Raw genomic sequence first — 19,818 nt, 5'->3', positions numbered from 1 at the left:
GAAGTTTTAGTCTTCAAAAACAGCTGTTGTGTAGACTTGTTGAACGTCGTCCAAGTCTTCCAAAGCATCAATCAAACGTTGCATACGTTCGGCATCTTCGCCGCTTAAAGACGTTTCATTTAAAGCCTTCATTGTGACTTCAGCCATTTCAGGCTTCATCCCGGCTTTTTCGAAAGCATCGTTAACGGCTTCGAAAGCTTGGGGATCACAAACCACTTCAATGCCGCCTTCTTCATCAACGATAACGTCATCGGCTCCGGCGTCAAGCGCAACGGTCATCACTTCATCTTCAGTGGCAGTGCCCGGAGCGAAGAGGAATTGACCGCAGTGTTTAAACATGAAGGAAACAGAACCTTCTGCGCCGAGGTTGCCGCCATTTTTACTCAGGATGTGGCGGACATCAGCTACCGTACGGGTGCGGTTATCTGTTGCGGCATCAATGATCAAAGCCGCGCCGCCCACGCCGTAACCTTCGTAGCGGGCTTCTTCAAATTTCACGCCTTCCAACTGGCCGGAGCCCTTCAAGATGGCGTTTTTAATGGTGTCCTTGGGCACATTGCCGGCACGGGCCTTTAAAAGAGCAAGACGCAGACGGGAGTTGCTGTCGGGGTCAGCGCCGTTGCGCGCGGCAACCATGATTTCGCGGACCAGTTTAGTCCACAAGTTGGAGCGCTTGGCGTCTTGACGGCCTTTACGGTGTTGAATATTTGCCCATTTAGAGTGTCCGGACATGGAAAATTTCCTTTCAAAAACAATCAATCAGGTTAACAAGCCAGCCCCTGTGGCAGGCAGATGTAAAACTCAAATATTTTACTCGTCAAACGTTCCTTTGTCTGCAAAACTATCTCTTTGATTTGTAGTTTTTTCTTCACAGAAAACGGCCTGTCACGCTGTTTGGGTTGCTTCGAATATCGTCAGGCGTTCCCATTGCAACGATGCGTCCGCCAGCGTCTCCTCCGCCGGGCCCCATATCAATCAGATAATCCGCATTACGGATAATGTCGAGATCATGCTCGATAACAATAACGGTAGCCTGGTTATGAATCAGTTGATCAAAAACTTTCATTAAAACCTGTACGTCTAAAGGATGCAGACCAATAGTAGGCTCATCAAACACGAAAACGGTTTGTGATTGGGGCTTACCCATCTCGCTTGCTAATTTCAGCCGCTGAGCCTCTCCTCCTGATAGACTCGGCGTTTCTTCTCCTAATGTCAAATAGCCTAACCCTAAGTTTTGTAGTATCTGCAGGCGCTGAGAAATGATTTTTTCTTGGCTAACGATTTTTAAAACATGGTTAATGTCCATCGACATCAATTCGGGCAAAGAATGCCCTTTGAAATGATTTTCTGAGCGAATTTTCTTTGCTTCATCACTGTAACGGCTGCCTTTGCAGTCTGGACAAGGTATCTCAACGTCCGGTAGAAACTGGACATCGAGACTGATGACACCCGTACCGTCACACAGAGGACAACGCAATTTGCCGGTGTTGTATGAGAAGTCGCCGGCTTTTAGCTGCGCATCTTTTGCCGCAGGCATTTTTGCATAAATTTTCCTCAACTCATCGTGTACGTTGGCATAGGTGGCCACGGTTGATCGAATGTTGATACCAATAGGCGTAGCGTCAATCAGTTTGATATTCGTAATACCAGGGGCAGAGATACTTTTTATGTGTTGAGGCAGCTTTTCTCGGTTAACAGCAGCATTTAAAGCGGGGATGAGACTTTCCAAAACCAAGGTGGTTTTCCCAGAGCCCGAGACCCCGGTGACAACGGTTAACTTTCCCTTTGGGATTTTGACTCGAAGAGGTTTGACGGTGTGAATGCTCTTCGTTTGAAGATCAATCGTTCCTAAATTAAAAAGATTTTCTTTCGAGCTCCGTTTTCGGATGAGCTGTTTGGCCTCTGTGGCAATAAAAGGACCGATTTGCGAATTTGGGTTACGTGCGAGTTCTCCGACGGTGCCCTGGGAGAGGATTTCGCCGCCATCAGTACCCGCCGTTGGTCCCATTTCAATCAGCCAGTCGGCAGATTTTAGGATCAGCGTATCGTGATCGACCAAAACAACGGAATTGCCATCAGCGATTAAATCCCGCATTACGCCAATAAGTCCGGTGATATTGCTTGGGTGTAAGCCGATCGAGGGTTCGTCAAGAACGTACAAAACACCGGTCGTACGGTTTCTGACGGCACGAGCCAATTGCATTCGTTGCCGTTCTCCAGTCGATAAAGTACTGGAGGCACGGTCAAGAGACAGATAACCTAATCCCAAATCAAGTAAGCGTTTGGCGACATTTTGAAATGACTCAATGATACTGAGCGCCATGGGACGCATCGGTTCAGGTAATGAATACGGAATGTCCTTAACCCATTCACTCAATTGCGAAAGTGTCATGTGGCAGGCTTCATCTAAGGACAGCCCTTTGAGTTTGGGAGCTCTTGCCATCTCGTTTATGCGCGAGCCGTGGCAATCCGGACAAACACTTTGTTTAAGGAATTTCTCAACGCGTTTCATTCCCTTTTCGTCTTTGACTTTAGCCAGGGCGTTTTCGACCGTATAGACTGCGTTGTAATACGTAAAATCCAATTCTCCGGCTTGTTGAGTGGTTTTCGATTTATAAAGGATATGTTTTTTAATGGCCGGACCGTTATAGACAATATCTTTTTCTTTATCGGTTAAATCTTTAAAAGGAATATCTGTCCTAACACCCATTGCCCGACAGACATCGGTCATAAGGGACCACATGAGTGAATTCCATGGAGCGACAGCCCCCTGATCGATGCTGAGCGTTTCATCGGGCACAAGCGTTGAACGATCGACAGTTTGTACAATGCCCGTTCCAGAACAGGTTCGACAAGCTCCGAGGCTATTGAAAGCGAGCTCTTCGGCTGATGGGGCAAAAAAATCAGCTCCACAAATCGGACAGTGAAGTTTTTCTCCTGCAGCAACCGCTAAGGACGGAGCAACATAGTGGCCATTGGGGCAGCGGTGGTGGGCTAAACGAGAAAACATTAAACGCAGACTGTTGAGCAACTCGGAGCCTGTTCCAAATGTACTCCTGATTCCTGGAACTGCCGGTCTTTGATGAAGCGCAAGAGACGCGGGGATATAGAGCACCTCGTCAACCTGAGCTTTGGCAGCCTGGGTCATACGCCTTCTTGTATAGGTTGAAAGAGCCTCCAAATACCGTCTGGATCCCTCTGAATACAAGACTCCCAGTGCAAGAGACGATTTCCCGGAGCCTGATACACCAGCAATACCCACAATTTTGTTGAGTGGAATATCGACATCAATATTTTTTAAATTGTGAACTCGAGCGCCGCGAACTTTGATGCAATCAACCATTTTGTCAACTCTCCTCAGACTTCATTATCGCCATGCCGATCAACACTTGCCAATATTTCAAAAAAAGCCCGCAACACCAAACGCGTTGCGGGCTAGTAAGACCTTACCGATCGGTCGGCGCTACTTCATCAAGCGCGTAAGCATTTGAGAGTAGATATTGACACCGATGTCCAAAGAATTTTCGTCAATGTCAAAGTCCGAAGTGTGATGGCCGCCCGTACGATCGGAACCTAACACAAAGTAAGCAGCCTTGCCGCCGTGAGCCTGCACGCGGCGAGCCAAAATAGTAGCGTCTTCGGAGCCTCCGAAATTGACTTCGTGCAGCACCTTATTAACGCCTTCAGTATGAGCGCAGACGTCATCGAGCATATCGACCAATTCCTTATCATTAAAGAGGTCAACGGCTTCACCCATTTTTTCGATGTGGTACTGAACAGAGAAGCTCTTGGCAACGCCTTCAACAATGTTTTCGGTTTCGCTTGCCATAAATTGGTTAATTTCACCGGTTTCACCACGAACTTCCATGACAAGTTTTGCGTTAACAGGAATAACGTTGCGGCCTTCACCGGCGGTAATCTTGCCAACATTCACACGTGTCATGCCGGCGCCGTGACGCGGAATGCCGAGAAGTTGTGTGACACAGTGGCATGCAGCGGCCAGTGCATTTCGTCCGGCATTCGGTTCAATACCGGCGTGTGCAGGACGGCCCTTAAAGGAGATGTCGTATTTGGTTGTGCAGAGGAATCCGACAGGGCTTGTAATGATTTCACCAGACTTAGCCATCATGGCGATGTGGCTAGAGAGGAAGTAGTCGCAATCGTCCACAATGCCGCTAGCGGCAACGGCGGCGGCCCCGCGTACGCCTTCTTCTGCCGGTTGGAACACGATTTTAAGCTTTCCGTTTAACTGGTCCTTATGTTCCATGGCCCAACGAGCAATAGCCAAGCCAGTGGAGATGTGAGAGTCATGACCGCAAGCGTGCATTAATCCAGGACGCTTAGAGGCCCAGCCTTCCTTGCTAGCGCGATGTTCGTCAGAGGGATTTTCTGTGACATTATTGCAGTCGATATCAAAGCGTAAGGCAACTGTCGGACCGGGACGCCCCGTATCCAATACGGCAACGCAGCCTGTCAATTCCTGCATTTCATCGAGCAATTCTTGGCTTACGCCGCGAGCTTTCGCTGTTTCAATGGCCTGAGCAACAAGTTTAGGATCACGTCCTAAGCAATCCTTACGAGAGATGACTTTCTCTCCCATCAACACTTCATAGCCTAATTCGCGTAAGTGTTGGACAATAAAAGCCGTTGTACAGAATTCCGTCCAACCTTCTTCGGGAAATTGGTGGAGTTCACGGCGGATACTGATAAGTTGATCGTGATAAGCACATTGAGTCATAGTTTTTCTCCAATTTGAACTGCGACAGAGAGTGCACGCTCCCTGATAAGAAAAATTGTAGTCCTGAAAAAAGAGGGGAAGATTTGAATCTTCCCCTTTTTTGCGTTTAGTTAAGTTCGACTAGTTCGGACTAGACCATGAACAATGCCAAAACGAACACAGCGACCGTGCAAGGCAGAGCTGTACGCTTTGCAACGTCCATCGGGTTAGCCATAGCGATACCGGCCACAACAACCATAGCGCCAGCGATCGGGCTCATCGTACGACCCAATGCACCGGTCAAGAAGGCCAAGGCACCCAAAGCTTTAATTTCCATTCCGAATTCAGGAGCGTGCGGCGTCACAGCTTCGTTAAAGGCCATGGTAGCAGCGTCGCCAGAACCGGTGATGGTACCCATGATCCACGGACCGAGGGAACCGCCCCAACGAGCGATGTCATTGGAGTGCTTCAAGACGTCAACGAACGTATCGATCAAACCGGTAGCACGCAAGCCAGCTGCGAACACACCAGCGGCGATGATGATACCCATCACGTCAGCGTAACCCTTACCCATACCATTGAAGAATTGCTTGGAGAATTCTTGCGGGTTCGTGCGGTCAAAGGCAAAACCAACCAATAAGGTGATAACAGCACCCAAGACCATGGCTTGGGCCACACCCATCTTGATCACAGGCAACCAAACGTTACCGACAACGAGGATCGTGATCGGAACGAGCGGCATGATAGCCTTAATGGGATTAGGCTTGAAGTTGTCGTTTTTTTGAGCTTCAACGTCAACCTTTTCACCCTTGTGGTCGCCCAAGAACATGCAGACAACGAGCAAACCAACAACTAAGATCACACCGCAAAGAATGGACCACATAGCGTGGAAGGCGATGAAATCCATCACGTCGATGCCAGCCATTTCAGCAACGAACGGGTTGTGGGACGTACCCGGAGAGAGATAAGAACCGATCGTACCACCCATCACTGCAGCAGCGGCAGCGGCGGGTTTGATACCGGCACGCAACATCACAGGGATCAACGTAGAACCCACGGCAGCAGCACAACCGGCTGCAGACGGAATAGCGATGTTAATGAAGAAGGTCACAGCCGTGCAGATCGGGATCAAGAAGACGCCCAAACCGCGGATCGGAGCGGCCAAATAGTGAACGAGACTGCGGTCACATTGGGTGTAATTTGCAATGAATGCAAAACCCATTGACGAACAGATTGCCATCACCAAGGAGTTATTGGTCATGGACTTAGCAAACGAATTCAACGCACTCAACGGATCCATGGATACCAAGCAGAGCACGAAACCGGCCGTAAAGAGCACGAGACGCGTTTCCAATCGTTTGATCAAGGCATACACCGTCAAAATCGTAACGGCAATTGCCAACCATTCAAGCAACGACATGAGAAATTCCCTGTAAAAGGTTAAAAACACGAGAAATTGCCGCTCTTAACGGCGGTTTTCTCACTGCGTTAAGTATCCTACACTTTCGCGATTCTGCCCACAGGGAAATCCCTGTAACGAAGCGCTTTCTGTGCAGAAGTTTGTAAATTTGCAGACTTGTTTGATTCAGAACAACAAAGGATGATGGCATGATTAGGGCAGATCTTCTAATTGATTGATATTAAATGACTTAATGTAAATTTAAGATTGTTTTTCGATTCGTAAAATCCCTACAATTAGACTGTTTATTTTCTTTCTTGGAGATTCGCTATGTCAGAGTTGCAACAAAAAGGATTGGAATTCGCTAAAAAAATCTTTGACGATATTCGTGCTATGAGTGCGGACGTCCAAGGTGTTACGCGTCAGGCTTTTTCAGCCAAAGAAACTGAAGTTCTCGATTATTTAACGAAGATTGGTCAGTCTTTACAGTTGGAAATTACCCCGGATCGAGCGGGTAACGTGTGGATGACTCTGCCGGGTAAAGATCGTTCCTTGCCGGCTTTTGTCGCCGGTTCTCACGTCGACAGCGTTCCGCAAGGCGGAAACTATGACGGTTTGGCTGGTGTAACAGCGGCTCTGACAGTGGCATGGTGGATGAGACAAACGGGGTTCCAGCCTGTTCGTGACTACACCGTTTTGATGATGCGTGGTGAAGAGAGTTCCTTCTTCGGTAAAGCCTATATGGGTTCTTTGGGTATGTTGGGCAAACTGACTGCCAAAGATCTCGCTTTAAAGATTCGCGACGGTTCCTGCACATTGGCCGAAGCGATGCAATCTTGCGGTATTGATACGGAAGCTGTTTCCGGTGGAAAACCATTGGTTGATATTGATCGTATTGCGGCGTTTGTGGAACTGCATATTGAACAAGGCCCGACCCTGGATGCTCAAAAAGAAGCCCGTGCCGGTATTGTGACGGGTATTCGAGGCAACATTCGACACAAGGCTGTTCGCATTTTAGGGGAAGCTGCTCACTCAGGAGCGACGGATAAACCTTATCGACATGATGCGCTGATGGCCTTTACGGATTGGATGCAACGCGTTGACCGGGCCTGGGATCGGTGGCTGATTCAAGGTGAAGACTTGGTGTTTACCGTGGGTGTTTTGAAAATGGCCTCCAGTGCAGCCATTTCCGTTATTCCCGGAGAAGTGACCTTCTCGGTGGATATTCGTAGTTTAAGTGCAGATACGGTTAAGCGCTTCCACGACTTGATGCAAAAATACGGCGAAGAAGTGGCTTCTGAAAGAGGCGTCAAGATTGAGTACGATCCCGCTTTGGTGACGGCACCTTCCGGCGTGGATGCTGCATTAAGTGACAGATTGGAAACGAGCGCTAAGGCTGAGGGAATTCCTTGTATGCGCTTGGCTTCCGGGGCCGGTCACGACTCGGCTGTGTTGGGTAACAACGGTATACCGGTTGCCATGATTTTTGTCGCTAACCAACTGGGTTCTCATAATCCTCATGAAGCCATGAAGATGGAAGACTTCATGCAGGGTACAGACATCTTGTGGGCCGCAGTGTCTCATTTTGATGAAAAATAGGAGCTAAAGTAAGGGAGTGCGGCGCACTCCCTTTAAGGATATGTATGACGCAAGCAGGGGAAAATAGCAGAAAAAGCTGCGTAGTGATTGTGGATGGCTCCCCGCTATTTCGGGAAGCTCTAGCGCGTCTTTTACATGCGGATGATGACTTTGGAAATGTCGCTGAAACGGGTGACAAGCAGTTGGGGATGTTTTATATCGACAGACTTCAGCCCGATTTAGTCATCGTTGATATGCATATGAAAAAAGGAGCTGCTATTGAATTGCTTCGTTATGCAAAAGCTCTTCATAATCCAGCCCGAGTCATTATGATGACCGATCGTGATGACAGTGAAGAATTGATGGCTACGGTCCAGCTTCAAGCCGAAGGGTATTTATCCAAATTGATTGAGGTTCAGGAGCTTTTGTCTCAAATCAAAAGGGTTTGTAATGGAAAGGTCGTTGTCAGCAATCGTTTGATGGCGGCCTTGACTCGTGCGTTCAGAGATGATACTGGAGAAGTTGATCGGGATCTCAATTGTTTGACTAGTCGGGAAAAGGATGTATTGAAGTGCTTGTCAATTGGAATGAGTAACCAGCAAACAGGGGAGTATCTTTCGATTCAGTTAGGTACCGTCAAAGTGCACGTGAAGCACATTCTGAAGAAAATGGGCTTTGCTTCACGTACACAGGCAGCACTGTGGGCTCGTGATCGCGGCGTCACTATTTAGATCAGCGACAAAGATAAGCACGGCCAACGTGTGTGATATTTTCTAAAGAGTTATCTTCGTCCGTGGCGTTGATGGTTTCTGTGATCACAACAACATTAGCGCCTAATTCAGCAGCCTCATTTCTTAAATCATTTCTGGCTCCCAACGCTAAATTGCTATTAGATGTCCAGCTTCCCGTAAGCCAGTTTCCTTGAGAGCCAGCGACTTCTCCTTTGTAAGTGCATTGATATTGGGTAGGCAAACTTTGAACAATGACGACTTTTTGTCCCTGCGGGGTTACAGAACTGGCCATGCATCCTGTCAGAAGAGCAATCGTACAGGCGGCCATTGCTAAAAAACGAAAACGCATTTTTTATTCCTTTTAATCTAGTTTTCCGAATAGTGTACCGAATTCAAAATTGAATACCCAAAAAACAAACGCGACCCGAAGGTCGCGTTTGATGTCATTCAGTCAAAACTGAGGATTACTTCCACCAGTTGTTAACCGGTTCGTACTTAACGATCGGTTCGCCGCTTTCAACAAGGGCCTTACCGTTGCTGTAGTACGTCCACATCGTCATGGAACCGCAGGCGATCATCAAAACGACCACGCAGTACATGATCTTACGGAGGGCTTCACGGTTACCAGCGAAGACGTCCCACTTGACGCACAGACGATACAAACCGATCATGCCGTGCAATTCAGTGGCCACCAAGAAGACGAACGTCCAGAGCAAACCATTGTGATAGGTGTGAACGGAAGAAAGGTTCGGGCCAATGGCGTGCGGGTCGAGCAACATCGGGGTGACGTGCGGGAAGACCATACCGGTCAAGATCACAGCGGTCACGATTTGAACGATCCAAAGCGTGGTGTCGCGGTGAGCGATGAATTGGTATTGGCTCTTGATGTTATGGAACATACGATAGCTCGTCGGGAAGCGACGCAAAGCCATCAAAGCGTGGATGATCACCAAGAGGGTGATGGCGCCGATCAAAACGACGTGCATCCAAGCATGTTCTTCGCCATCGATCGGATAGCCGCCGGAGAAAGCGACCAAGTTCCAGAACACATCCTTGCCCAATTGAATAGAGCTCGTGAAAGCCATGTGGCAGAACAGGAACAAGCCGAGCAACAAGCCCGTAACGGATTGGGCAACGTCGCAGTAAGCCGGCCATCTGCTCTTGCGCTTGGCATTGCGCAATTCCACACCAGCGATGACTTCTTCAGACGTCGGGGTGTTGGAATACTTTTCTTGATCAGAGGTATACATCGACATGATGAAATTTAACCTTTTATTAAGAAGTTATGTCCTAAATTCAAAACGCGGTCCAAGCGCTTTGATGACGTTTAAAAACACAAACAGACAGAACGCTTCTGCGTTCCGACATGCGTATCATCCTCTCTTTTTCAGTAAAAAGGTTTGAGTTAGATCAGATGTTTTTAGCTTTTTTCAGATTAATTTAAGTTTTTATAATCAAAAATATAGGGTTAACCCTTATAAAAGTATTTCTAAACTGTAAGTTTAACCAAAAATACTAGGGTTAACCCTTAATTTTATTGTTTGGATAATTTTTTAGAGAGTGCCGTACAAGCGGTCACCGGCATCACCCAAACCAGGAACAATGTATGCCTTTTCATTTAAGTGATCATCCAAACTTGCGGTATAGACCTCGACATCGGGATGAAGCTTTTGGAAGGTTTCTACGCCTTCAGGTGCGCAAAGCAAAGACATGAAAATAATGTTTTCGCCTTTAACGCCGCGCTTTTTCAGTACTTCAACACCGTGTGCAGCAGAATATCCCGTTGCTAACATCGGATCCACTAAGAAAAATGTGCGACCTTCTAAATCCGGCAATTTAACCAGGTACTCGACCGGACGCTTATTTTCGTCTCGGTACATGCCGATGTGACCGACGCGTGCAGAAGGCATTAGCTCCAAAAATCCATCGGCCATACCTAGGCCGGCACGCAAGATAGGAACAATAACCGGCTTCTTGTCGGCTAGGAATGGCGCATCAAAACGGCAAAGGGGCGTTTCAATGCTGTGGGTAGTAAGCGGCAAATTCCTCGTGACTTCGTAACCCATTAGTAAAGCGATTTCTCGAAGTAAGGCACGGAAATCCTTTGTGCAGGTGTTCTTATCGCGCATTATGCTGAGTTTGTGCTGAATCAGAGGGTGATCAACAATGTGTAAACGAGGAAAACGAGGATCGTGTTGCATGAAAAGTACTCCTTCTGAAAATCCTTCACCATCTTAGTCGTTTTCGAAAGGTTGGAAAAGTAATTTTTCAAAAATTCGTTACGATGAGGCGTTGCTCGTGATACAGTTATGAGGTTCATTAACGAAAAATTTTCGAGAACAGCCATGCATTTGAGAACCGTTTTCTTACTTTTATTGTTTGTCCTTTGTTCTGTTTTCCTTGTGGTTAACTGGGAAGGCGTCATGGCAAATGTCAATGTGAATTTGCTCTACACGGAGATACAGGCTCCCTTGGGACTCATACTATTGTTAGGACCCGGTTTGGTGATTTTGATTTGCTTGGTTTACGGCTTTGTTCAACAAGCGGCGCTTTCAATGGAATTGCGTCGTGTTAATAAACAGCTTCAGCAGGCACGAGATCTGGCTCAAAAAGCCGAGCAATCTCGTTTTGTGGAATTGAAAAATGAGATGCAAAAGCAGATTTTGGAGTTGCAAAATCAAAGTGCATCTCGCCATTCTTCTTTAATGGCAGCAGTCAATGGATTGCAATCGGCGGTGGATGAGAGTGCGCAGGAAACGGTGAATTCACTTTCCGCCAGTGTGGGAGAAGTGGAAGACCGTCTATCCCAGTTGGTTGAAATGGCTGCCGGTAAAGACATTAGTATCGGTGAAAAGAAAATAGAGGATACAACGAAGGAAAAATAAAACAAAAAATGGCGGGAAATCCCGCCATTTTTCAACGTTTTGAGACCTTTCTAACGCACCAATCGCCGAAACTCTGTATCACTTGGACAAACACAACAAGAATTAAAACAACAGTCCACATGACGTCAGGCATATATCGATTGTGACCATAACGAATACCGATGTCGCCTAATCCGCCTCCGCCGATTGCTCCTGCCATGGCAGAGTAACCCACTAAGGTAACGATAGCGATCGTCACGCCGGCAACAATGCCGGGCATGGCTTCAGGAATAAGCACCTTATTGATGATTTGCATGTTGGTTGCCCCCATGGATTGGGCCGCCTCAATGAGTCCACGATCAACCTCACGAAGGCTTGTTTCAACCAAACGAGCGATAAAGGGAGCGACCCCAATTACGAGCGGCACTAATGTTGCTGTGGTGCCAATCGTTGTTCCGACAATCAAGCGGGTGAGTGGGTAAATAGCAACCAGCAAAATAATGAAGGGGGTTGAACGCACGGCATTTACAATAACACCCACAATGGCATTTGTAGCCAGCTTGGGCATTAAGCCGCCCTTATCGGTTACATGTAAAAGGACACCTAACGGGATGCCAATGATGCTGCCAAGGACACCGCTTCCAATCACCATAATGACGGTTTCAATAAAACCTTCCCCTAAAAGGGCGACAATGTCTGCATTCATACTAAGGCTACCTCTTCATACTCAACTTGGTTATCATTCAAAAACTGTAATGCAGCCCGGTAATTTTCATAGTTGGGGCTTTCGGCCAAAATCGTGAGCATACCAAAACTGGTTCCTTTCAACTCCTCAACTTGTCCCTGCAAGATATTGAAATCAATTTCAAATCGACGGGTGATGATAGACAAAACAGGCAACGTGACTTCTGAGCCTACAAAGGTCAATCGGAGAAGTTTGGCGAAGCGGCCATTATTCACGGCGGTTTCTATACGCTCACGAACGGTGTTATAGATTCGCTGCGGCATGTCGTGAACAACGACGTCGGCAAGCATGGCGCGCGTTGTCGGGTGTTTAGGATGGCGAAATACCTCAAGTACCGTTCCGCTTTCCACAATTTCGCCTTTGTCCATGACAACCACGCGGTCGCATATCTGTTTGACTACTTCCATTTCGTGGGTAATCAGGACGATTGTGACGCCCAAGGTCTGATTAATTTTTAATAACAGATCCAATGTTGAGCGTGTTGTTTCCGGATCCAAAGCACTGGTAGCTTCGTCGGAAAGCAACACAATGGGGTCATTGGCCAGAGCTCGGGCAATGCCGACACGCTGTTTTTGACCACCGGACAATTGACGAGGATATTTGTTTTTGTGTTCAGACAAACCAACAAGGTCAATTAAATGATTAACTTTGCGGTCAATTTCCTCTTTGGGGACGTTATGCAGCTCAAGTGGCAGAGCGATGTTGTCGAATACGGTGCGAGAACTCAGCAGGTTGAAGTGCTGAAAAATCATGCCGATCTTTGAGCGAATTGTGCGCAGCTGATCAGCATTCATGTCATTGAGAGATTCACCATTGACTCGAACGCATCCTTGCGTGGGTTTATTCAGAAAATTGATTGTTCTGACAAGAGTTGATTTACCGGCACCGGAGCGGCCGATAATGCCGAAAATTTCCCCTTTATTGATGTGAAGGGTTACATCTTTGACAGCGTGAACTGTTTTGCCGTCAGGGGTACTAAAGGCTTGAGAGAGGTGGTCGATGTCAATCATCGTATTAAACCCAAGAAGAATGAAGCGCTAAGCCTAACACAGAAAAAAGGTGCAGATACAAAAAAACTCGTCCAAAGGAACGAGTTTAAGAGATGGTGCCGGTTAGAAGACTTGAACTCCCGACCTTCGCATTACGAATGCGCTGCTCTACCAACTGAGCTAAACCGGCTTCCCATTTTCAGCCTCCCGTTTTGGGAGAAGCAGAATTATGCCGTAGTTTTTTTTATTTTGCAAATGACCCAAATCTCCCTCAAAAAGGGCTAAAGGAAAGTCTAAATTTTTTTGACCAACCTTTTAACAATGAAAAGGTATTCTTCTTTTGTTACTGGCGTAATCGACAAACGGTTTCCTTTTTGTAATACCCGCATTTGAGCGAGTTCAGGATACTTGCGAAGTTCGGAAATGCCGATTAGTTCTATAGCCTCATCAGCGCGAACGTCCACACAAACCCAGCGTGGGTTTTGACGGGAAGATTTTGGATCAAAGTAAACACTGTTTTGATCAAATTGTGTTTCATCCGGATGAGCACTGCTGGCAACATGAGCTAAGCCAGCAATACCGGGGTAAGCACATGAGGAATGATAGAAAAGTACGGAATCGCCGACAGTCATCTGATCTCGCATGAAGTTGCGAGCTTGGTAATTACGAACACCGAACCAGGGCACAGTCTGCTGAGGCATTTCCAGCACACTTTCAAATGAGCACTCTGAGGGTTCGGACTTCATCAGCCAATATTTTTTCATCGGGGTAAGACAAGGCAAGAGCAAAAGAAAAGTTCCCGATAAGGGTTGCCTTGCATCCTGAGTCCGAAGAGTCAAGATTGGTCGCCTCTGAGACGGGTTTCGGGGAAGCAACACGTGCCTCCGCACAGCCGGCCCCAAGTCCAGCAACCGGTTTGGATAAGCATTGGAACAAGGAATCTTAAAGCACTATCCGCCTACCGGGAACAAGATAATTGTCGTACAGATTGACTAAAAATACAAACAAAAAAACGGCAAATCAAAAAATATTAACCTGATCTGCCGTCGGTCAAAATTACCACTGGACAAGGCCGCTAAAGTGTGTACCTAAAATGACTACGCCAAAAATAATCCGGTACCATCCAAAGGGCTTGAAATCGTTGCTGGAAACATAACGCAAAAGCCATTTAACAACGATCAACGCGCTAATAAAAGACACAACAAAACCGATGCTAAAGCCCCAAGTCATCTCAGATGTCCAGACAAAACTGTGTTCATTGGAGACTCGTAAAAAAGTTTTTCCCAATGAGTAAACAGTGGCGCCGAAAATAGTAGGAATTGCTAGAAAAAAGGAAAACTCTGTGGCGGCCTTTCTTGACAGACCTAAGACCAAGCCGCCAATGATGGTTGAACCAGAACGGCTTGTTCCTGGAATCATAGCAATACATTGCATACAACCGACAAGGAAAGCATCTTTAATGGTCATGTCGTCCATCGTTTGGACACGAGGGGCGTATGAACGTTTTGCATGCAGGTTTTCAATCCAGAAAATGATCAAACCACCCACAACAAGAGCCGTTGCGACAGTCACCGCATTAAATAACAGCCGTTCAATCATATCGGCGAAAATGACCCCTAATACGGCAGCCGGCAAAAATGCAACAACAATATTGATTGCTAATTGTTGCTCTTTTCCGGGTTTAAACAAATGGGTGAGAATATTCCAAAGTTTGACCCGATAGAACCAGCAAACTGCAAAAATAGCGCCGGCTTGAATGGCGATACTGAAAGTGTTGACTTCAGGGCCATCGAAATTGAGCAAGTCTCCGGCAATGATTAAGTGGCCAGTGGAAGAAATGGGCAGAAATTCTGTCAAGCCTTCCACGATACCAAGAATGAACGCTTTGATTTGATAAATGAGATCCATACTTAAACCGATTATTTCCGTTTAAAAACAAGGTCCCAAACACCATGGCCCAAACGTTCACCGCGAGCGTGGAATTTTGTCATCGGTCGCTCGGTGATGGGATTGGCCATAACGGGGGAGTACCCATCGTACAGATTGCTTAAAAGAGGCTCATTTTGTAAAACCTCCAGCATTTGCTCGGCGTAGTTTTCCCAGTCTGTCGCGCAGTGAATATATCCACCCGGTTTAATTCGTTGGACAAGTTCGTGGATAAACGGTTGTGCGACGAGACGACGCTTATGATGTCTGGCTTTTCTCCACGGATCAGGGAAGTAAATATGAACGCCCTGAAGACTGTCAAGAGCAATCATGTCTTTGACGACTTCAACTGCGTCATGTTGAATAATTCTTACGTTAGTGAGGGCCATTTCATCGAGCCGCTTAGCCAACGCACCGACTCCGGCGGAAAAAACTTCACAACCTAAAAAATTAACTTCCGGGTGCATCTGCGCAATAAGGGCCGTTGTCTCTCCCATACCGCAACCAATCTCTAACACCCATGGTGCCTCGCGTCCGAAAAGTTCTGTCGGATTAATGAGTTTTTGTTCATATTCAACCGCGTATCGGGGAAGCAACTCTTCGAGCGCGCGCTTTTGAGCTTGGCTGATATGGCCGCGGCGCAGGGTAAAACTGCGGATATGTTTTTTCTTGAACGCCTCAATTTCTTCGGCGCTCAGGACTCTTCTTTCGGTCATACTAGAAAAAAACGGACTCTTGGGTCCGTTGCAATAAGAAAATTGGAGCGGATGAGGGGAATCGAACCCCCGTCATAGGCTTGGGAAGCCTCTGCTCTACCATTGAGCTACATCCGCAAAAACAGGCTTGCTATTTTACTGAAATTTCAGAAAAAATGGCGATAAATCACTAAAACGGCCTATGTCTATATAATCGCAAGGCTTTTTTCATTTTAGGATCAATATGAAGCAATTTATTTCTGATTTCCAGGCGTTTATCAGCCGTGGCAATGTTGTTGATATGGCTGTCGGTGTGATCGTCGGCGCGGCATTTACGGCTATTGTGAATTCTTTGGTTAAAGATGTGATCAATCCCATTCTCGGCGTTTTAATCGGTTCACAAGATTTCTCGAATTTTTTCTTTGTGCTTTCCATGCCGGAAAATTACACCGGCCCCATGTCCTATGACGCATTAACGAAGGCCGGTGCCGCCGTTTTTGGTTACGGTGCTTTTTTCACCGCCGTCTTTCATTTCCTCTTGATGGCTTTGGTGGTTTTCTGTTTAGTTCGTGTTGTCAATAAAGTTCGTACGGCTGCTGAGGCTAAGTTAATGGCTAAGAAAAAGGAAGAGGAGCAAGCCGCTAAGGCCGCTCCTGCTCCTATTCCAGCTGATATTGTTCTGTTACAGGAAATCCGTGATTTGCTCAAACAGCAGTCTGAAAAATAAGAAAAAAGGGGCGAGTCGCCCCTTTAGTGATCACATTGTTAGTGATTAGTAGTTTTCGGCTCGTACTTCAAAATAGCTTTGAGCATAGCCGCAAACCGGGCAAGCCTCAGGAGCCTTAACGCCCATTACAAGGTGACCGCAAATGCGGCATTCCCACATTGCCTGACCGGCCTTTTCAAAAACTTGCTTCATCTCAACGTTTTTGAGAAGTTTGCGATAGCGTTCTTCATGGGCCTTTTCAATAGCGGCAACAGCGCGGAACTTAGCAGCTAATTCGCTAAAGCCTTCTTCCTCTGCGTCTTTTGCGAAGCCGTCGTACATATCGGTCCATTCGTAATTTTCACCTTCTGCAGCAGCGCCGAGATTCTTGGCCGTATCTTGAATCCAACCCAAGGCATCGCACCACAAGCGGGCATGTTCTTGTTCATTACGAGCCGTTTGCAAGAAGATAGCGGCGATTTGTTCATAGCCTTCGCGTTTAGCTACTTCAGCAAAGTAGGTGTACTTGTTACGAGCTTGTGACTCACCAGCAAAAGCGGTCATCAAATTCTTTTCAGTCTTGGTGCCAGCCAATTGTCCGCAGGCTTTTTTGGATTCTTCGACAGGTTCGAAAAATTCAATTCCCTTCTTGCAGATAGGGCAAATGTAATCAGCGGGCAATTCACCTTCGCATTCGTGGATATAACCGCATACTTTGCAACGGTATTTCATTTTCTTTTCTCCTAAAGATGCACTACGGTCCGTGTAGTGCGTGTGTAAAAGTTTTTCGGCCAATTCCGATAATGGATGACCATAAAATTGTTCGTAGATACGCTTGATTTCTTCGTTTTCGTAGCTTGTACGGTGTGCCCTGTCAAAGCTGCTGTCACGAGCGTACAAAGCATCGATTCGCTGCTGACGAGTGAGGTCTTCTTGTCCCCAATTTAATTTGGGCTGACCGCCGCCTGAGATACAACCTCCTGGGCAGGTCATCACTTCGATGAAGTGATAAGTTTTCTCACCCTTATTGATTTGATCGATAAGTTTTCCGGCGTTGGCGGTACCGTAAACTACGGCTACGTTTAGAGTCAAGTCAGCAATCCGAACACAGGCTTCTTTTACGTCTGTCAAACCTCTGACTGGTTGAAGATCATAGAATTCAGCAGGGGCCGCGTGGCCCGTCACCAGAAAGTGTGCAGTACGTAAGGCCGCTTCCATGACTCCACCGGTGTTTCCAAAAATAACGCTTGCACCGGACCCTTCTCCCATTAAGCGGTCATAGTGGGAAGGAGTGATGTCATCAAAACCAATTCCCTTAGATTGAGCCCACTCGGCTAACTCTGTTGTTGTAATAACGAAATCTGTGTCACGGATGGATTCATCTGCGTGATAGCGGCCGCTGCTATTGAACTCCTCGCGTCGGACTTCAAACTTTTTAGCAGTACAGGGAGCTAAAGCAACGTGGACGATTTTTTTGGCATCCAGTGCATTTTCACGAGCAAAATAGGTTTTAACCGTGGCCCCTTGCATACCAATCGGACTTTTTGCGCTGGAAATATTGGCAATTATTTCCGGGTGGAACGTTTCGGCATATTTAACCCAGGCGGGACAACAACTCGTAAATTGCGGCAGGGGAGCACTCTTTTTCGTGATTCTTTGCACTAATTCAGAAGCCTCTTCCATGATCGTAAGGTCTGCAGCAAAGTTGGTATCAAGCACATAGTCAGCGCCGAGTTGACGCAAAAGGCCCACCATTTTTTCTTCTTCAAAGCGACCTGCCTCAAGGCCGAAAGCTTCTGCAAGAGCCACGCGGACAGCAGGAGAAGTGGAAATGACGACAATACGTTCCGGATCATCAATAGCTTCTTGTACTTGAGAATACTCATTGCGACCTAAAAGGCTTCCGGTAGGACAGACGTTGATGCACTGGCCACAGTGAATACAGATGGCTTTATCGCCGGTTTTTGTTAAATCGTAATGACCGTGTACGCCGATATAGTCTTCGCATACTTGGCGGCACATGGAACAATTAACACATAAAGACTCATTACGAATCAATGCGGGATTATCCGGTTCGACAGCGACACGAACATCCAATGATTCATGCTTAGACATAGAATCTCCCAAACTCAAGATAGGCCAATGGGTGTAAAGGGGTTTGCTGTGAGTATAAGAATGCTGTCAACAAAAAACAATTCAAGTTGTCCGATTGAGCAATAGTTTTTATCTATGAAAAAGGCGTTTTTGATAGATAAAAACAATCAAAAACGCCTTCAGAAGAGATCATTTGTCTTTCAAGGAACGATTCTCTTTTTCCTCTTTTTTATCATCGTGTTCGTATGGACTGTTCCAAAACTTTGTGTCAGGGTTTTCTCTGCACCAACTGACAAAACCATAGATGATGATAAGAGGCAAAAGTATCCAGTTGAGCAGAAAATCCAACCAATCCATGAAAATCTCTTAACGATGGTAAGAGGTGACTAAGTCCACTTCCTCTTTTGCGCCTAAGAAAACAGCAACGCGCTGATGCAGTCCTTCCGGAGTGATATCCAAAATATCCTCTTTCCCGTTGGTGGAGCGACCGCCGGCTTGTTCCACCAACCAACTCATCGGGTTGGCTTCATACATCAGACGCAATTTCCCGGGTTTAGAAGGATCGCGGTCATCGCGCGGGTACATGAAAATACCACCTCGATTGAGGATGCGGTGAACTTCAGCAACCATTGCGGCAACCCATCGCATGTTGAAGTCTTTGCCACGCGGTCCGGTTGTGCCTGCTAGTAACTCAGTGATGTAGCGTTGCACAGGAGCTTCCCAATGACGCATATTGGAGCAGTTAATGGCAAACTCTTTGGCTTGCGGAGCAATTTCAAGTTTTTCGATGGTTTGGTAGAAATTACCGGTACCTAAATCGAGAGTGAAAAGCGTTGTTCCAAAACCGAGAGTAAAGACCAATTGAGTTTGCGGACCGTAAATGACGTAACCGGCGGCCAGTTGTTTTCTTCCGGGTTGCAAGAACTCTTCATCTGTGACGTCACGGTGTGGAGTGCCTGCCGGAAGGATAGAAAAGATGGTGCCAATTGAGACGTTGATGTCGATATTGCTCGAACCATCGAGCGGATCAAAGAGCACCAGATAAGGTCCAACATCACAATTTGCCGGTACTTGAAGCGCATGATCCATTTCTTCGCTGGCCACACCACTGACAAAACCGCTCTCAGTGCAGGCTCGACACATGATGTCGTTGGCAATAATGTCGAGTTTTTTCTGCGTTTCACCTTGAATATTTTCGCTGCCGGCTGAACCCAACACGCCGGCCAACGCCCCTTGACTGACTTTAAAGCTGATTTCTTTGCAAGTGCAGGCCAAGTGATTGATCAAAGCGGTCAACCGAGGATCAACTCCATGATGCGTTTCCAAATCATGGAGGTAGAGGTCTAAAGTTTTTGCCATCTTAAAAATCCTTCT

19 protein-coding genes and 2 tRNA genes are annotated in these 19,818 nt (G+C 46.9%); 4 read left to right on the top strand and 17 right to left on the bottom strand.

Annotated elements, in window-relative coordinates; translation table 11 throughout:
- Positions 1-6 precede the first annotated feature (6 nt).
- The 4 genes from M3080_RS00305 to dcuC form a co-directional block, all read right to left on the bottom strand.
- Complete coding sequence (locus tag M3080_RS00305; protein ID WP_022472742.1) at positions 7-732, bottom strand: YebC/PmpR family DNA-binding transcriptional regulator; 726 nt, start codon at positions 730-732, stop codon at positions 7-9.
- A gap of 136 nt (positions 733-868) precedes the next feature.
- Positions 869-3,343 (bottom strand): excinuclease ABC subunit UvrA, encoded by a 2,475-nt coding sequence (locus M3080_RS00300; RefSeq protein WP_249091410.1) that lies wholly within the window; start codon positions 3,341-3,343, stop codon positions 869-871.
- Positions 3,344-3,463: 120 nt separating this feature from the next.
- A complete protein-coding gene (locus M3080_RS00295; RefSeq protein ID WP_249091408.1) occupies positions 3,464-4,738 on the bottom strand; it encodes an amidohydrolase in 1,275 nt (424 codons plus the stop codon).
- A gap of 130 nt (positions 4,739-4,868) precedes the next feature.
- Entirely contained in the window at positions 4,869-6,137 is a 1,269-nt protein-coding gene (gene dcuC, locus M3080_RS00290) for a C4-dicarboxylate transporter DcuC (protein ID WP_249091406.1), read from the bottom strand.
- 309 nt (positions 6,138-6,446) lie between these two features.
- On the opposite strand from dcuC, the gene M3080_RS00285 reads away from it, so the two are divergent.
- Together M3080_RS00285 and M3080_RS00280 are read left to right on the top strand one after the other, a co-directional pair.
- Positions 6,447-7,715 (top strand): Zn-dependent hydrolase, encoded by a 1,269-nt coding sequence (locus M3080_RS00285; RefSeq protein ID WP_249091403.1) that lies wholly within the window; start codon positions 6,447-6,449, stop codon positions 7,713-7,715.
- Between the two features lie 44 nt (positions 7,716-7,759).
- Complete coding sequence (locus tag M3080_RS00280; protein ID WP_022473619.1) at positions 7,760-8,425, top strand: response regulator; 666 nt, start codon at positions 7,760-7,762, stop codon at positions 8,423-8,425.
- Position 8,426: 1 nt separating this feature from the next.
- On the opposite strand, the gene M3080_RS00275 is transcribed toward M3080_RS00280, so the two are convergent.
- From M3080_RS00275 to upp, 3 genes are all read right to left on the bottom strand, one after another.
- Complete coding sequence (locus tag M3080_RS00275) at positions 8,427-8,774, bottom strand: DUF4156 domain-containing protein (protein WP_249091401.1); 348 nt, start codon at positions 8,772-8,774, stop codon at positions 8,427-8,429.
- Between the two features lie 115 nt (positions 8,775-8,889).
- Positions 8,890-9,681 carry a fumarate reductase cytochrome b subunit gene (locus tag M3080_RS00270; RefSeq protein WP_022473617.1) on the bottom strand — a complete coding sequence of 264 codons (792 nt, stop codon included), beginning with the start codon at positions 9,679-9,681 and terminating at the stop codon, positions 8,890-8,892.
- A 297-nt stretch (positions 9,682-9,978) separates the two neighbouring features.
- Positions 9,979-10,626: a uracil phosphoribosyltransferase gene (gene upp / locus M3080_RS00265; RefSeq protein ID WP_249091399.1), complete on the bottom strand. Its 648-nt coding sequence runs from the start codon at positions 10,624-10,626 to the stop codon at positions 9,979-9,981.
- A 144-nt stretch (positions 10,627-10,770) separates the two neighbouring features.
- Between upp and M3080_RS00260 the strand changes: the two genes are divergently transcribed.
- Positions 10,771-11,310, top strand: a complete 540-nt coding sequence (locus M3080_RS00260) for a lipopolysaccharide assembly protein LapA domain-containing protein (protein WP_022473615.1) — start codon at positions 10,771-10,773, stop codon at positions 11,308-11,310.
- 31 nt (positions 11,311-11,341) lie between these two features.
- Here M3080_RS00260 and M3080_RS00255 read toward each other — a convergent pair whose 3' ends face one another.
- The 7 genes from M3080_RS00255 to M3080_RS00225 form a co-directional block, all read right to left on the bottom strand.
- Entirely contained in the window at positions 11,342-11,995 is a 654-nt protein-coding gene (locus M3080_RS00255; RefSeq protein WP_022473614.1) for a methionine ABC transporter permease, read from the bottom strand.
- Positions 11,992-13,044 (bottom strand): methionine ABC transporter ATP-binding protein, encoded by a 1,053-nt coding sequence (locus M3080_RS00250; protein ID WP_249091397.1) that lies wholly within the window; start codon positions 13,042-13,044, stop codon positions 11,992-11,994. The genes M3080_RS00255 and M3080_RS00250 overlap by 4 nt, the downstream gene beginning before the upstream one ends.
- Positions 13,045-13,137: 93 nt before the next feature.
- A tRNA-Thr gene (locus M3080_RS00245) sits at positions 13,138-13,213 on the bottom strand.
- Between the two features lie 103 nt (positions 13,214-13,316).
- Positions 13,317-13,787, bottom strand: coding sequence for an EVE domain-containing protein (locus tag M3080_RS00240; protein WP_249091764.1), 471 nt, complete (start codon positions 13,785-13,787; stop codon positions 13,317-13,319).
- Between the two features lie 292 nt (positions 13,788-14,079).
- Positions 14,080-14,931, bottom strand: a complete 852-nt coding sequence (locus tag M3080_RS00235; RefSeq protein ID WP_249091395.1) for an undecaprenyl-diphosphate phosphatase — start codon at positions 14,929-14,931, stop codon at positions 14,080-14,082.
- Between the two features lie 11 nt (positions 14,932-14,942).
- Positions 14,943-15,665, bottom strand: a complete 723-nt coding sequence (trmB, locus tag M3080_RS00230) for a tRNA (guanosine(46)-N7)-methyltransferase TrmB (protein ID WP_249091394.1) — start codon at positions 15,663-15,665, stop codon at positions 14,943-14,945.
- Between the two features lie 43 nt (positions 15,666-15,708).
- A tRNA-Gly gene (locus tag M3080_RS00225) sits at positions 15,709-15,782 on the bottom strand.
- A 106-nt stretch (positions 15,783-15,888) separates the two neighbouring features.
- On the opposite strand from M3080_RS00225, the gene mscL reads away from it, so the two are divergent.
- A complete protein-coding gene (mscL, locus tag M3080_RS00220) occupies positions 15,889-16,371 on the top strand; it encodes a large conductance mechanosensitive channel protein MscL (RefSeq protein ID WP_022473609.1) in 483 nt (160 codons plus the stop codon).
- 45 nt (positions 16,372-16,416) lie between these two features.
- Here mscL and rbr read toward each other — a convergent pair whose 3' ends face one another.
- From rbr to M3080_RS00205, 3 genes are all read right to left on the bottom strand, one after another.
- Positions 16,417-18,465, bottom strand: a complete 2,049-nt coding sequence (rbr, locus tag M3080_RS00215; RefSeq protein WP_249091392.1) for a rubrerythrin — start codon at positions 18,463-18,465, stop codon at positions 16,417-16,419.
- 168 nt (positions 18,466-18,633) lie between these two features.
- Positions 18,634-18,801, bottom strand: coding sequence for a hypothetical protein (locus M3080_RS00210; protein WP_022473607.1), 168 nt, complete (start codon positions 18,799-18,801; stop codon positions 18,634-18,636).
- Positions 18,802-18,810: 9 nt separating this feature from the next.
- Entirely contained in the window at positions 18,811-19,803 is a 993-nt protein-coding gene (locus tag M3080_RS00205; protein ID WP_249091390.1) for a class 1 fructose-bisphosphatase, read from the bottom strand.
- Positions 19,804-19,818: the final 15 nt, after the last annotated feature.

It is taken from the genome of Parasutterella secunda (assembly GCF_023336895.1).
GTDB lineage: Bacteria > Pseudomonadota > Gammaproteobacteria > Burkholderiales > Burkholderiaceae_F > Aphodousia > Aphodousia faecalis.
This window is presented reverse-complemented; position numbering and strand designations above follow the sequence as displayed.